This window comes from Chitinophaga sp. Cy-1792 (assembly GCF_011752935.1).
Taxonomy (GTDB): Bacteria; Bacteroidota; Bacteroidia; order Chitinophagales; family Chitinophagaceae; genus Chitinophaga.
Genome location: NZ_VWWO01000003.1, coordinates 246,460 through 260,168, shown reverse-complemented (window position 1 = coordinate 260,168; position 13,709 = coordinate 246,460). Strand labels below are relative to the sequence as shown.

The following is a 13,709-nucleotide window of genomic DNA, read 5'->3' as shown; positions in this document are numbered from 1 at the left end:
AAATATTGTAATCTAAAGAATAAATTACTCAGCTGATTCAGCTGGGGTTTCAGCGTTAGCTTCACCTTCAGCTTTTTTCTTAGCACCACCAGCGCGGCGAGTTTTCTTAGCAGGAGCTTTGTCTGCTGCAGCGGTTTTACCGTAGATTTCGTTGAAGTCAACGAGTTCGATCATCGCGATTTCCGCGTTATCACCAACACGTTTACCCAGTTTAATGATACGGGTGTAACCACCTGGACGGTTAGCGATTTTTTCGCTGATAACACCGAACAGTTCTTTGATAGCCTCTTTGTCTTGCAGATAAGAGAACACGATTCTACGGTTGTGGGTAGAATCAACTTTACCTCTGGTCAGGATTGGTTCAACATAAACACGCAGTGCTTTAGCTTTAGCTAAAGTGGTGGTGATACGTTTGTGACTGATCAGTTCGCAAGCTTGATTGGACATCAGGCTTTTGCGGTGTGCAGCTGTTCTGCTTAACTTGTTTAATTTAACTCCGTGACGCATGACATTTTTGTTTTACCCTTGCACCGTGTCAGGAATTGCAAGGTACTTTTATAAAAAATAAGAATCCCCTTCACACTTGTGAGTGAAAAGGGGATAAAAAGATTATTCTTCTTCGAGTTTCAGTTTGGACAGGTCCATACCGAAGTGCAGACCTCTTTCGCCCAGTACCTGTTCGATTTCGCTCAGAGATTTCTGACCGAAGTTTCTGAATTTCATCAGTTCTTCCTGTTCGTACTGTACCAGTTCAGACAGGGAGTTGATTTTAGCGGCTTTCAGACAGTTGAATGCACGAACTGACAGATCGAGATCTTCCAGTGGTGTTTTCAGGATCTTACGCAGCTGCAGTGTTTGTTCGTCCACAACATCTTCTTTTTCAGCGTCTTTGGTATCAAAGCTGATGTTTTCATCTGTGATGATCATCAGGTGCTGGATGAGGATGCGGGAAGCTTGCTTCACTGCTTCTTCAGGGTGAATAGTACCGTCGGTAACAACCTCCATGATTAATTTCTCATAGTCGGTTTTTTGTTCCACACGGGTATTTTCTATACTGTACTTTACGTTTTTGATTGGCGTAAAGATAGAGTCAATGGCGATGTAACCAAACACTGCATCTTTCGGTTTGTTTTCTTCTGCAGGAACGTAACCACGGCCTTTACCGATCGTCAGTTCGATATCCATTTTTGAAGATGGATCGAGTGTGCAGATGAGCAGTTCCGGGTTCATGATCTGGAAAGAGCTGGTAGCTTTTTCGATCATATCGGCACGGAATTCTGTTTTGCCTTTGATAGACAGTGTGATCTTTTCGTTCGTGATATCGTTTTCAGAGATACGTTTAAAACGAACCTGTTTGAGGTTCAGGATGATCTCAGTAACGTCTTCAGTTACACCTTTCAGTGTAGCGAACTCGTGATCTGCCCCTTCAATCTTGATACCCACAATGGCATAGCCCTCCAAAGAAGACAACAGCACGCGACGCAACGCATTACCGATAGTCACAGCATAACCTGGTTCTAATGGTCGGAATTCGAATTGAGCTTCAAAGTCGGTAGACTTCTGCAATACGATCTTATCAGGTTTCTGGAAATTTAAAATTGCCATTGATATGATAGATTTATGAGTTTAAATATGAAGTTAGTCCATGGCGATGGCCATGGACTAAAATTTATTACTTAGAATACAATTCCACAATCAGTTGTTCCTTGATATTCTCAGGAACGCTCTCTCTCTCAGGATAAGCAATGAATGTACCTTTCATTTCTTTCTCGTTCCAATCCAGCCAGCTGAATTTTGGATTTTTACCACGAATAACGCTGGTCAGAGCGGTATTGTTTGCGGTTTTGTTTTTCACAGATACGATATCACCTGGTTTCAGTTGGAAAGAAGGAGTATTTACAATGATACCATTAACAGTGATATGTTTGTGAGATACCAGCTGACGAGCAGCAGGGCGGGAAGGTGCGATACCCAGACGGAATACGGTGTTGTCCAGACGTGCTTCCAGTAATTTGATCAAAACCTCACCAGTTACACCTTTACGACGGTTAGCCTCATCAAACAGGTTACGGAACTGACGCTCCAGAACACCGTAAGTGTATTTAGCTTTCTGTTTTTCTCTCAGCTGCAGCGCGTATTCACCTAACTGTTTACGTTTGCGGTTTGCACCGTGCTGACCCGGAGGGTTACTGTTTTTACCTAAATATTTGCCATTACCGAGAATGGGCTCACCAAAAATTCTGGAAATCTTGGTCTTTGGTCCTGTATACCTTGCCATAATTGAAAATAATAAAGATTTTTTAGTTAATGATGTATGCTCTTCAAAAAATCTAAAAACCCGATCATACACCCAATAATATAAATATTAAACTACAAAGCCCAGACACCAGCCAGTTTATATCATCTGACCAGTATCTGGAATCTGTAATTATATATTCCTATACTCTTCTTTTCTTAGGAGGACGGCAACCGTTGTGAGGTAAAGGAGTCACGTCTTTAATCATGCTCACTTCGATACCGGAGTTAGCGATAGCACGGATAGCGCTTTCACGACCAGCACCTGGACCTTTTACAAATACGTCTGCTCTTTTCAGACCAGCGTCCATAGCAACTTTAGCAGCATCTTGTGCAGCCAGCTGAGCTGCATATGGAGTGTTCTTTTTAGAACCTCTGAAGCCCATTTTACCGGCAGAAGACCAGGAGATAACCTGACCGTGCTTGTTGGTGATGCTTACAATGATATTGTTAAAACTAGCAGAGATATGAACGTCTCCGTAGTTATCTACTTTTACTACTCTTTTCTTATTAGCAGCAGTTTTTGTATTAGTTGCTTTTGCCATAATTTTATTAAATTCCAAATATGAAATCCAGATCCCAAATTAACACGACTGCTCGTCATTGAAACCCCTCCGTCTGGGAATCCGGGTTTCAACCTGGGATTTTATTTATTATTTCTTAGTTGCTTTTTTCTTACCAGCCACTGTCTTACGCTTACCCTTACGAGTACGGCTGTTAGTACGTGTACGCTGACCTCTAACCGGTAAGCCTTTCCTGTGACGCAGACCGCGGTAGCAAGCGATATCCAGCAGACGCTTGATATTCATCTGTACTTCTGAACGCAGCTGACCCTCTACCTTAAACTCGCCGTTGATAATGTTACGGATGGCAGCTTGATCATCGTCATTCCAATCCTTCACTTTTTTGTTTACATCAATTTCCGCCTTGTTAAGGATATATTGGGCGGTAGAACGGCCTATACCGAAAATATAGGTGAGGCCAATTTCTCCTCTTTTATTTTTAGGAAGATCTATACCGGCTATACGTGCCATATTTCTATTTTAAATTTTATATGATTCTGATTAAAAAATCAAATTCCGTCAAGTACTGAATTATCCCTGACGTTGTTTGAAGCGAGGGTTCTTTTTGTTGATTACCAACAGAACACCTTTTCTACGAACTATTTTACAATCCGCACTTCTTTTTTTGATTGCAGCTCTTACCTTCATGATTATTTATTTATAAAAGGTTATGTTTTTTAACTTACTTGTATCTGAAAATTATACGGCCCCTAGATAAATCATACGGGCTCATTTCAACCCCCACCTTATCTCCTGGCAGAATGCGGATGTAGTGCATTCTCATCTTTCCAGAAATGGTGGCCAAAATCTCATGCCCATTCTCCAGCTTTACACGGAACATAGCGTTCGACAAGGCTTCTAATATTATTCCATCCTGCTTAATGAGTGCCTGTTTTGCCATAAAAATTTTTAGGACTGCAAAGATAGCATTTATCTTTTGAAATAGAAAAATTTCCCCGGATTATTATTATTATTGCCAGTCTGTTTATTAAATCCTATCTACTATTCTTTTAAATAAATAAAATTATAAATAGATATACTCTTTATAATTAATAGTTTGTATTTAACTCTGGGTTATTTTTCTCTTCACGCTCGATATCCGTAAAGGAAGATAAAATATCCGCTTTCCCCTTTCCTACAGCTACTGTATGCTCAAAATGAACAGAAGGGCTGTTGTCGGCGGTGACGATTGTCCATCCGTCTTCCAGGTATTCCACATCTTTTTTGCGCAGGTTGATCATCGGTTCGATGGCGATAACCAGGCCTTCTTTCATCACAGGACCGCTGCCACGTTTACCGTAGTTAGGCACCTGTGGGTCTTCGTGCAGGTTACGACCCAGGCCGTGGCCTACGAGGTCTCTTACCACACCATACCCTCTCTCCTTCTCTGTGTATTCCTGGATAGCGTAGCTGATGTCGCCGATACGGTTACCAACGATAGCTTTCTCAATACCCTTGTATAAAGAAGCTTTGGTAGCACCCATGAGGCGGAGTACATTTTCAGCCACATTACCGATGGCAAAGGTATAAGCACTGTCGGCGTGGAAACCGTTCATAAATACGCCGCAATCCACCGTTACGATATCACCGTCTTTCAGTACATATTTGTTAGGGATTCCGTGTACTACTTCCTCATTCACAGAGATGCAGCAGGCAGCAGGAAAGCCTTTATAGTTTTTGAAAGAAGGCACGCCACCGTTTTCAACGATAAATTTATCAGCTACTGCATCCACTTCAATTGTACTCATTCCTGGCTTGATACTTTTAGCTACTTCAGCCAGTGCAGCGCTGAGGAGCAAAGCACTTTTACGGATGAGTTCAATTTCTTCCTTAGTCTTATAATGAATCATAACAATCTTTTTCTTACCTGACAGTTAAATAACATAGCCACCAAAGCATAGTTTAAAATATGCTTCTGTGGCTATGTCTATTTCTATGCCCTTATGGGGGCTACAACATCACTTATGCGTTTGCCGGAGCTGTTCTGCCTTTGATACGGCCGGTGCTCATTAAGCCATCGTAATGACGCATGAGCAGCTGGCTTTCGATCTGCTGGAGTGTATCGAGGATAACACCCACCATGATCAGCAGGGAAGTACCACCGAAGAAGGTGGCAAAGTTGCTGTTTACATGGAAAGCAGCAGCTACACCTGGCATAACACCCACCAGCGCCAGGAAGAATGCACCTGGCAAGGTGATACGGTCCATTACTGCACCGATATAATCGGCAGTAGCAGTACCAGGTTTAACACCTGGGATGAAACCGTTATTACGTTTCATTTCATCCGCCATTTGGGTCGGGTTGAAGATGAGCGCAGTATAGAAATATGTGAATACGATAACGAGTACCGCATAGATTACGTTGTACCAGCCATTTGTATGATCAGAGAAAATACGCATGAAGCTGCCAGCACCTTCTGAACTGGTTGCGAAACCGATCAGGGTAGCCGGGATGAACATAATAGCCTGAGCAAAAATGATAGGCATAACACCGGCAGCGTTCACTTTCAGTGGAATGAACTGGCGAACACCACCATATTGTTTATTACCTACAATACGTTTAGCGTAGTTAACCGGGATTTTGCGGGTACCTTGTACCAGCAGAATCAAACCGATAGTGATCAGGATGAAGATGGCGATTTCGATGAGGAACAGGATAGGGCCACCGCCTTCACCTTCTACTCTGGTAGAGAATTCTGTCAGAATAGCCTGTGGGAGACGGGCCAGGATACCCATCATGATGATGATGGAGGTACCGTTACCGATTCCTTTATCAGTGATTTTTTCACCGAGCCACATTACGAACATAGTACCTGCGGTGAGGACTACGGTAGTAGAAACGGTGAAGAAGAAGAAGCCATACTCAGGAATAATAGCGCCACTGGACTGGTTACGCAGGTAAGCCACATAAGCGCTGGCCTGCAAACCGGTTACCACAACTGTGAGCAAACGGGTGTACTGGTTGATCTTTTTGCGACCGCTCTCCCCTTCTTTCTGCAATTTCTGGAAATAAGGTACTGCTATAGTTAACAATTGAATAGCAATAGACGCGGAAATGAAAGGCATAATACCTAACGCGAAGATGGAAGCTCTTGAAAACGATCCACCTGCAAACATGTTGAACAGACCTAGAATCCCCTGGTTAGAACTCTTGGAAAAGTTGGAGAGGGCGTTGGCATCAATACCAGGTAATGTGATATAAGATCCTACACGGTAAATGAGGACCAGGAGCAGGGTGGTTAAGATGCGGTTACGCAGATCCTCAATACTCCAGATATTCTTAATCGTTTCGATAAATTTCTTCACAGGAAGATAAAGGTTTAATAGCGCTATTAAATATGAAAAGACGCACTACTCCGTAGGCGTCTCCTCAGTCGTAAAGTCTTATACCAGTTCTACTGATCCACCTGCTGCTTCGATGGCTGTTTTAGCTTTTTCGCTGATAGCGTTTACTTTAACAGTCACTTTGCTTTTCAGTTCACCGTTAGCCAGGATCTTAACTTTTGCAGTTCTGTTGATCAGGCCATTCATGAACAGATTTTCCAGGTTGAACTCCTGCAGACCGTATTTCTCAACTAAATGATCGAGTTGGCCCAGGTTGAAGATTTGGAATTCTTCGCGGTTGTTATTTTTAAAGCCACGTTTAGGCATACGGCGTTGGATAGGCATCTGGCCTCCTTCGAAGCCTCTTTTGCTGGAGTAACCAGCGCGGGATTGAATACCTTTGTTACCTTTTGTGGAGGTACCACCTTTACCGGAAGCCTCACCACGGCCAAGACGTTTTTCTTTATGTACGGAGCCTGCAGCAGGCTGTAATGAATGCAGATTCATAATTCAATTTTTTTTACTTACGCGGAAATTAACCGCTCGCTTAAATGTAAAGTATCAATTCTAAAGTTACAAATGTAAAGCTAAGATTATCAACAGACAATCCCACAGCAGTGTTACGCTTATGCGTTTACCTGCTCAACTTTAACCAGATGGTTTACTTTAGTCACCATACCCAGGATCTGAGGAGTAGCTTCCACTTCAACAGAAGCGTTCATTTTAGTCAGTCCCAGTGCCTTCAGGGTCAGTTTCTGCCTTTCAGGACGGTCGATACCACTTTTCACCTGAGTGATTTTAATCTTTGCCATAAATCCCTATCCGCTGGAGGCGGAGTAATTTAATTGTTAATAAATATGTTCAAGATTCCGGGTAAACCGGTTCTCCTTGCGGAGAACAGATTAACCGTTGAATACTTTCTTCAGAGATACAGTTCTGGTTTTAGCTATGCTGATAGGTTCGCGGAGCAGACCCAGAGCTTTAAAGGTAGCTTTTACCACGTTGTGTGGGTTAGCAGAACCTAAAGATTTAGCCAGTACGTCGGTAACGCCAGCGCTTTCCAGCACAGCACGCATAGAACCACCAGCGATCACACCAGTACCATGAGCAGCTGGTTTGATGAGCACTTTAGCGGCGCCTTCTTTAGCGAACTGATCGTGAGGAATAGTACCATGCATAACAGGAACTTTAATCAGGTTCTTTTTAGCATCGTCTATACCTTTAGTGATAGCCTGCTGTACTTCTTTAGCTTTACCCAGACCATGACCTACCACGCCGTTTTCGTTACCTACAACAACCAGAGCGGAGAAACTGAAAGTACGACCGCCTTTGGTGGTTTTAGTAACACGGTTGATCGCCACAACTTTCTCTTTCAGTTCCAGGTCACCGGCTTTAACTTTATTGAATGAATTCTTTGCCATTTTATTTTATAAGAATTACTTGTTCAGAATTTAAAAATTCGGACCCTGTTTATTAAAACTGGAGACCGCCTTCTCTTGCGCCTTCAGCTACTGCTTTAACACGACCATGATATAAGTAACCACTTCTGTCGAAGATGCAGGTGGTAACACCTAATGCAACAGCTTTAGTAGCCAGTGCAGCACCAACCAGTTTGGATTTTTCAGATTTGGTACCTTTCTGTGCCTGGATATCCTTATCACGGGAAGAAGCAGACGCCAGTGTTGTACCGTTGGTATCATCGATCAGTTGCACATAGATGTCGCTGTTACTGCGGAATACAGATAATCTTGGTGCTTTGGCAGTACCAGAGATTTTCTTACGGATGCGGTAACGGATCTTCTGTCTCCTGTTAACTTTTGTGCTCATTTTGAGTGTTTTTTTATAATCCCGATGCTGCCGGGATGTTGTTAAAACCAGCTAACCAGCTCAGGAGCTGATTAGCTAATTTAAATATGTTATTTACCTGCTGATTTACCAGCTTTCTTACGAACCACTTCATCGCTGTAGCGTACACCTTTACCTTTGTATGGTTCTGGTTTACGGAGGCTACGGATTTTAGCGGCAACCTGGCCAAGTAATTGTTTATCGATACCTTCCAGCATGATCTTAGGGTTCTGTCCTTTTTCAGTCAGGGTAGAAACTTTCAGTTCAGCCGGGATTTCGAACACGATGTTGTGAGAGTAACCCAGGGACAGGTCGAGTAATTGACCAGCATGAGCAGCTTTATAACCCACACCCACCAGTTCAAGTTGTTTTTTGTAGCCTTCAGTTACACCGGTTACCATGTTCTGGAGCAGGGCGCGGTACAGACCGTGCAGTGCTTTGTGGCGGATCTGATCAGTAGGACGGATCACGTTCAGCACGCCGTCAGCTACTTCTACTTTAATGTCTCTATCGATGGAACCTTTCAGTTCACCTTTAGGACCTTTTACTGTTATTTCGTTGGCTGGGGAAACAGATACTGTAACACCTGCAGCCAGTTTGATAGGAGCTCTACCTATACGAGACATAACTTAAAATTGAATATTGTTATGAGATATAGTACCGATTACCTGTTTTCAGCGCCGTATAGTGAGCTTAGATGGCAGATAACCTACGAAGTTTAGCGGTTGGCTTCCAACCGCTAAACAAATAATTTTATTAGTATACGGAGCAAACTACTTCACCACCTACGTTCTGTGCTTTCGCTTCTTTATCGGTCATTACACCTTTAGAAGTAGAGATGATAGCGATACCTAAACCGTTTTTAACGCGTTTAAACTCTTCAGGTTTAGCGTACTGACGCAGACCTGGACGGCTAATGCGGGTCAGTTCTTTGATGGCAGGTTCTTTAGTTTGAAGATCGTATTTCAAAGCGATTTTGATAACGCCTTGTTTGTTATCTTCTTCGAATTTGTACTTCAGGATATAACCTTTATCGTACAGAATTTCTGTAATACGTTTTTTCAGCTTGGAAGCCGGAATTTCCACGATCCTGTGGGTGGCCATTTGAGCGTTCCTAATTCTAGTCAGGAAGTCTGCTATTGGATCAGTAACCATTGTTGAAATAGTTTGATGATGTTTTACAATGCGATATCCAATCAGTATAAGATGGGAATCAAATAACTAATAGAAAGGAAGCAGGATAAATGCGTGCATTTACACTGATTCCAGAAAAAATTACCAGCTGGCTTTTCTAACACCAGGGATTTTACCAGCGAGCGCCAGGTCACGGAACATGTTCCTGCAGAGGCCGAAGTGACGCATGTATCCTTTAGGACGACCGGTCAGCTGGCATCTGTTTTTCAGACGAACAGGCGAAGCGTTCTTAGGCAGTTGGTCCAGAGCAGTATAGTCACCAGCAGCTTTCAGCGCAGCGCGTTTTTCTGCAAATTTGGCTACCATAGCTTCTCTTTTCCTTTGTCTGGCTTTTACGGATTCTTTTGCCATAGTTTAATTATCGTTTCGATTTACTGATTATCTTTTTTCATATTCTTAAACGGCATACCCATTTCTTTCAGGAGCTCGTAAGCTTCTTCGTTAGTGGTAGCAGTTGTCACGAAAGTGATATCCATACCTGACATTTTAGTCACTTTATCGATATCGATTTCCGGGAAGATGATTTGTTCAGTGATACCCATGGTATAGTTACCACGGCCATCAAAAGCTTTCTCGTTTACACCTTTGAAGTCACGTACACGTGGCAGGGAAACAGAGATCAAACGATCCAGGAACTCATACATATTAGTTGAACGCAGCGTAACGCGGGCACCGATAGGCATGTTTTTACGGAGTTTGAAGTTGGAGATATCTTTCTTAGACAGAGTAGCGATAGCTTTCTGACCAGATACACGCGTCATTTCGTCAACTGCGATATCCACCAGTTTTTTATCACCTACTGCACCATTGATACCTTGGTTCAGGCAGATTTTAACCAGACGAGGAACCTGCATTACTGATTTGTAGTTGAATTTCTTCATCAGTGCAGATACAACTTCGTCTTTGTATTTATTCTGCAGTCTCGGAGTATATTTAGTATTTGACATTATTTAATTACCTCCCCTGATTTTTTAGCGATACGAACTAATTTACCGTTTTCTCTTGATTTGTTGATACGGGTAGGAGCGCCGGTTTTGGCATCCCACAGCATCACATTAGAGATAGCGATAGGGGCCTCCTGCTTAACGATACCACCTTTGGTGTTCTGAGCAGTAGGTTTGGTGTGTTTGGTAATAATATTAACGCCCTCTACAATAATGCGGGCTTTTTCTGGTTGAACTTCCAGCACTTTACGAGCTTTGGTTCTGTCCTTGTCATCACCGGCAATAACCGCAACCAGGTCGCCCTTCTTAATGTTGAATTTAGGCTTAAATCTAGTTTTCATTACTTTGATTTATTAATAAACGCCAAGCGAAACCATGGTTTCGCTTGATAAATGTTTTTTCGTTCTTGCAAACGGGCTGCAAAGATAAGAAATATTTACAAATATTGGAATTTTGGGTTTTTCCGGTAAATGATACTGAAAAGCGCCAAAATTCCAACTTCGATAATATTACAACACCTCAGGAGCCAGGGAGATAATTTTCATATAACCCTTATCTCTGAGCTCACGGGCAACCGGACCGAAAATACGGGTACCGCGAGGTTCGTCTGAGTTGTTCAGCAGTACAACCGCGTTATCATCGAAACGGATATAAGAACCGTCTTTACGACGTAATTTGTTTTTAGTTCTTACGATTACGGCTTTAGTAACCATACCTTTTTTCGCGCCACCGCCAGGAATTGCATCCTTAACAGTCACCACAATTTTATCACCTACTTTAGCGTAGTCCTGACCTGAGTTACCTAATACGCGGATGCAAAGAACTTCTTTAGCACCAGAGTTATCAGCTACGTTCAGCCTTGATTCTTGTTGTATCATCGTAATGAGATTTATTGTTTAGTCAGCGGCTGAAACCGGGATTGCCGGCAACAGCTTGAAACAAAGAAATAATTATTTTACTTTTTCGATTACTTCTACCAGTCTCCAGCATTTGTTCTTGGACATTGGGCGGATTTCCATGATTTTCACGGTATCGCCAATGCTGCACTCATTATTTTCGTCATGAGCCATGAACTTGGTAGTTTTTTTAACGAACTTACCATAGATAGGGTGCTTTACTTTACGCTCCACTTTTACAGTAATGGTTTTATCCATTTTGTTGGAGGAAACTACACCAATCCTGGATTTTCTTAATTTTCTTTCGGTCGTCATTGTTGAAATATTTAACTCTCCCTGGGGGAGGCCTTAAATGTTATACTAATGCTTAGGATTAGAAGCCCAGTTGTCTTCTGCGCAGTTCGGTATTCATGCGTGCGATATCGCGTCTTACTGAGCGGATGCTCATTGGATTTTCGATAGGCGTAATTGCATGACCGAATGTCATTTTCTTCAAGCGGAGTTGTTCTGCAGAGATTTTCTCTTTCAGATCTTGTTCGCTCAGGCCTTTCAGATCCAGCTTTTCTTTTGCCATTGTATTTGATTTAAACAGACCCGTTTTCACGGGTTCTGGATTTATAGTTTAAATGTAACCTGCAGGGATTAAGCTACGTAGTCGCGGCTGGTAACAAATTTTACTTTGATAGGCAGTTTTTGTGCAGCGAGTTCCATCGCTTCTTTGGCAACCTGTAAAGGAACGCCATCTGCTTCAAATAAAATTCTACCTGGTTTAACTACTGCTGCCCAATGGTCAAGAGCACCTTTACCTTTACCCATCCTTACCTCGAGAGGTTTAGCGGTGATAGGTTTATCAGGGAAAATGCGGATCCAAACGTTACCTTCACGTTTCATGTGCCTGGTTAAAGCAACACGAGCAGCTTCAATCTGGCGGTCGGTGATCCATTTAGGTTCTAATGCTTTGAGGCCGAAAGTACCAAAGGACAGGGTTGCGCCTCTTTTAGCGTTCCCTTTGATGCGACCTTTGTGCATCTTCCTATGTTTCACTCTTTTTGGCTGTAACATCGTCTATATTGTTAATGTTAATAGTAAATTGTTTAAATCTGGTACCGTCAGATATTATCTACGGCCACCGCCACGGTTATCACCGCCTCTTCTGTCACCACGATCTCTTCTTTCGCCACCACGGTGATTGTCGTGACCATGTTCACGGCCACCACGGTTGTCACCTTCTTTACCGGTCAGAACGTTAGGGTTCAGATCGCGTTTACCCAGTACTTCACCTTTACAGATCCATACTTTGATACCGATTTTACCGTAAACGGTTAATGCAAACAGGGAAGCGTAGTCGATGTCCATACGGAAAGTATGTAAAGGAGTACGGCCTTGTTTCATTTCTTCGGAGCGAGCGATTTCAGCACCACCCAGACGTCCGCTTACTTTGATTTTGATACCTTCAGCACCCATTCTCAGTGCAGTAGCAATTGCCATTTTGATAGCGCGTTTGTAGTTGATACGGCTTTCGATTTGTTTAGCAATTGTTTCAGCAACGATGTTGGCATCCATTTCAGGGCGACGGATTTCCAGAATGTTAATCTGAACATCTTCTTTACCTGTCAGTTTCTTCAGTTCTTCTTTGATGCGGTCAACTTCGTTACCACCTTTACCTATGATGATACCAGGTTTAGAAGTATGAACAGTGATAATCAACTTACCTAAAGTTCTTTCGATCACAACTCTAGAAATGCCACCTTTGTTGATACGGGCATTCAGATAAGTTCTGATCTTGTTATCTTCAATCAGTTTGGTAGCAAAATCTTTCTTGCTGCCATACCAATTAGAGTCCCATCCTCTGATGATACCTAACCTGTTACCAATAGGATTTGTTTTCTGACCCATGTTCTGGTTATTTGTCTATTAGTTTAAATAGTTTTAATTTCTCTCTGTGGTATTAAACACTTAAGCGTTTTTACCGTCCACTACGATTGTAACGTGGTTACTTCTCTTGCGGATTCTGTAACCTCTACCTTGTGGAGCAGGGCGCATTCTTTTCAGGGTGCGGCCACCGTCAACCATGATAGTTTTAACAATCAGGTTAGCATCTTCTACCCTTGCACCTTCGTTCTTCACTTTCCAGTTAGCGATAGCAGATACCAGCAGTTTTTCTAAAGGTACGCTTGGGTGCTTAGGATGGAATTTCAAAATATTCAAAGCCTTTTCGACATCCAGACCACGGATCAGGTCTGCCAGCAAACGCATTTTGCGGGTAGATGTCGGATTATTGTTCAGCTTAGCTACTGCTTCCATTTTAAATTTCTTTTATTATTTAGTGTCTGATTGCTCAGACTATAATTACATTTTCTTGTTTGCGTGTCCTCTGAAGTTACGGGTAGGTGCAAATTCGCCCAGTTTATGGCCAACCATAAATTCTGTTACGTAAACAGGAATGAATTTGTTGCCATTGTGAACTGCGAAGGTGTGGCCTACGAAATCAGGAGTAATAGTAGAACGGCGGCTCCAGGTTTTGATAACTGTGCGCTTAGTGCCTGCGTTCATTTTTTCTACTTTATTCTCTAATTTCTGGTCAACGTAAGGACCTTTTCTTATGGAACGAGCCATGTTGTTTCTTTTATGATTTTCCAATTTCGGAT

At 42.5% G+C, this 13,709-nt stretch carries 25 protein-coding genes; all 25 read right to left on the bottom strand.

Features of this window, described 5'->3' with window-relative positions:
- Nucleotides 1–24 precede the first annotated feature (24 nt).
- Nucleotides 25–507: a 50S ribosomal protein L17 gene (gene rplQ / locus F3J22_RS26390; protein ID WP_167020984.1), complete on the bottom strand. Its 483-nt coding sequence runs from the start codon at nt 505–507 to the stop codon at nt 25–27.
- A gap of 102 nt (nt 508–609) precedes the next feature.
- A complete protein-coding gene (locus tag F3J22_RS26385) occupies nt 610–1,605 on the bottom strand; it encodes a DNA-directed RNA polymerase subunit alpha (protein WP_167020983.1) in 996 nt (331 codons plus the stop codon).
- Between the two features lie 67 nt (nt 1,606–1,672).
- Entirely contained in the window at nt 1,673–2,278 is a 606-nt protein-coding gene (rpsD, locus tag F3J22_RS26380; RefSeq protein ID WP_111590162.1) for a 30S ribosomal protein S4, read from the bottom strand.
- A gap of 160 nt (nt 2,279–2,438) precedes the next feature.
- Nucleotides 2,439–2,840, bottom strand: coding sequence for a 30S ribosomal protein S11 (gene rpsK / locus F3J22_RS26375; protein ID WP_073083840.1), 402 nt, complete (start codon nt 2,838–2,840; stop codon nt 2,439–2,441).
- A 108-nt stretch (nt 2,841–2,948) separates the two neighbouring features.
- Complete coding sequence (gene rpsM / locus F3J22_RS26370; protein ID WP_078666996.1) at nt 2,949–3,329, bottom strand: 30S ribosomal protein S13; 381 nt, start codon at nt 3,327–3,329, stop codon at nt 2,949–2,951.
- A 60-nt stretch (nt 3,330–3,389) separates the two neighbouring features.
- A complete protein-coding gene (rpmJ, locus tag F3J22_RS26365) occupies nt 3,390–3,506 on the bottom strand; it encodes a 50S ribosomal protein L36 (RefSeq protein ID WP_073083232.1) in 117 nt (38 codons plus the stop codon).
- Between the two features lie 34 nt (nt 3,507–3,540).
- Complete coding sequence (gene infA / locus F3J22_RS26360) at nt 3,541–3,759, bottom strand: translation initiation factor IF-1 (RefSeq protein WP_012789309.1); 219 nt, start codon at nt 3,757–3,759, stop codon at nt 3,541–3,543.
- A gap of 148 nt (nt 3,760–3,907) precedes the next feature.
- A complete protein-coding gene (gene map / locus F3J22_RS26355; RefSeq protein WP_205195717.1) occupies nt 3,908–4,708 on the bottom strand; it encodes a type I methionyl aminopeptidase in 801 nt (266 codons plus the stop codon).
- A 112-nt stretch (nt 4,709–4,820) separates the two neighbouring features.
- On the bottom strand, nt 4,821–6,164 hold the full coding sequence (gene secY, locus F3J22_RS26350) for a preprotein translocase subunit SecY (protein ID WP_167020982.1): 1,344 nt from the start codon (nt 6,162–6,164) through the stop codon (nt 4,821–4,823).
- Between the two features lie 78 nt (nt 6,165–6,242).
- Nucleotides 6,243–6,689: a 50S ribosomal protein L15 gene (gene rplO, locus F3J22_RS26345; RefSeq protein WP_167020981.1), complete on the bottom strand. Its 447-nt coding sequence runs from the start codon at nt 6,687–6,689 to the stop codon at nt 6,243–6,245.
- A gap of 119 nt (nt 6,690–6,808) precedes the next feature.
- A complete protein-coding gene (gene rpmD / locus F3J22_RS26340) occupies nt 6,809–6,994 on the bottom strand; it encodes a 50S ribosomal protein L30 (protein ID WP_167020980.1) in 186 nt (61 codons plus the stop codon).
- A 90-nt stretch (nt 6,995–7,084) separates the two neighbouring features.
- Nucleotides 7,085–7,603 carry a 30S ribosomal protein S5 gene (gene rpsE / locus F3J22_RS26335; protein ID WP_167020979.1) on the bottom strand — a complete coding sequence of 173 codons (519 nt, stop codon included), beginning with the start codon at nt 7,601–7,603 and terminating at the stop codon, nt 7,085–7,087.
- Nucleotides 7,604–7,655: 52 nt separating this feature from the next.
- A complete protein-coding gene (gene rplR, locus F3J22_RS26330) occupies nt 7,656–8,009 on the bottom strand; it encodes a 50S ribosomal protein L18 (RefSeq protein WP_167020978.1) in 354 nt (117 codons plus the stop codon).
- Nucleotides 8,010–8,098: 89 nt separating this feature from the next.
- Nucleotides 8,099–8,653 carry a 50S ribosomal protein L6 gene (gene rplF, locus F3J22_RS26325; RefSeq protein ID WP_167020977.1) on the bottom strand — a complete coding sequence of 185 codons (555 nt, stop codon included), beginning with the start codon at nt 8,651–8,653 and terminating at the stop codon, nt 8,099–8,101.
- A gap of 130 nt (nt 8,654–8,783) precedes the next feature.
- On the bottom strand, nt 8,784–9,182 hold the full coding sequence (gene rpsH / locus F3J22_RS26320; protein WP_167020976.1) for a 30S ribosomal protein S8: 399 nt from the start codon (nt 9,180–9,182) through the stop codon (nt 8,784–8,786).
- Between the two features lie 120 nt (nt 9,183–9,302).
- Nucleotides 9,303–9,572, bottom strand: coding sequence for a 30S ribosomal protein S14 (gene rpsN / locus F3J22_RS26315; RefSeq protein WP_167020975.1), 270 nt, complete (start codon nt 9,570–9,572; stop codon nt 9,303–9,305).
- 20 nt (nt 9,573–9,592) lie between these two features.
- Complete coding sequence (gene rplE / locus F3J22_RS26310) at nt 9,593–10,168, bottom strand: 50S ribosomal protein L5 (RefSeq protein ID WP_167020974.1); 576 nt, start codon at nt 10,166–10,168, stop codon at nt 9,593–9,595.
- Nucleotides 10,168–10,506 carry a 50S ribosomal protein L24 gene (gene rplX / locus F3J22_RS26305; RefSeq protein ID WP_167020973.1) on the bottom strand — a complete coding sequence of 113 codons (339 nt, stop codon included), beginning with the start codon at nt 10,504–10,506 and terminating at the stop codon, nt 10,168–10,170. Before rplX ends, rplE begins: the two co-directional genes overlap by 1 nt.
- 168 nt (nt 10,507–10,674) lie before the next feature.
- On the bottom strand, nt 10,675–11,043 hold the full coding sequence (rplN, locus tag F3J22_RS26300; protein WP_073083202.1) for a 50S ribosomal protein L14: 369 nt from the start codon (nt 11,041–11,043) through the stop codon (nt 10,675–10,677).
- Nucleotides 11,044–11,115: 72 nt separating this feature from the next.
- The gene (rpsQ, locus tag F3J22_RS26295; protein ID WP_167020972.1) at nt 11,116–11,376 is read right to left on the bottom strand and encodes a 30S ribosomal protein S17; all 261 of its coding nucleotides are present in this window, start codon (nt 11,374–11,376) and stop codon (nt 11,116–11,118) included.
- 58 nt (nt 11,377–11,434) lie between these two features.
- Nucleotides 11,435–11,635: a 50S ribosomal protein L29 gene (gene rpmC, locus F3J22_RS26290; RefSeq protein ID WP_167020971.1), complete on the bottom strand. Its 201-nt coding sequence runs from the start codon at nt 11,633–11,635 to the stop codon at nt 11,435–11,437.
- Nucleotides 11,636–11,703: 68 nt separating this feature from the next.
- A complete protein-coding gene (rplP, locus tag F3J22_RS26285) occupies nt 11,704–12,123 on the bottom strand; it encodes a 50S ribosomal protein L16 (RefSeq protein ID WP_167020970.1) in 420 nt (139 codons plus the stop codon).
- Nucleotides 12,124–12,177: 54 nt separating this feature from the next.
- Nucleotides 12,178–12,957, bottom strand: coding sequence for a 30S ribosomal protein S3 (gene rpsC / locus F3J22_RS26280; protein ID WP_167020969.1), 780 nt, complete (start codon nt 12,955–12,957; stop codon nt 12,178–12,180).
- A gap of 60 nt (nt 12,958–13,017) precedes the next feature.
- Complete coding sequence (rplV, locus tag F3J22_RS26275; RefSeq protein ID WP_111590146.1) at nt 13,018–13,365, bottom strand: 50S ribosomal protein L22; 348 nt, start codon at nt 13,363–13,365, stop codon at nt 13,018–13,020.
- A 45-nt stretch (nt 13,366–13,410) separates the two neighbouring features.
- Nucleotides 13,411–13,677, bottom strand: coding sequence for a 30S ribosomal protein S19 (rpsS, locus tag F3J22_RS26270; RefSeq protein ID WP_111590145.1), 267 nt, complete (start codon nt 13,675–13,677; stop codon nt 13,411–13,413).
- Nucleotides 13,678–13,709: the final 32 nt, after the last annotated feature.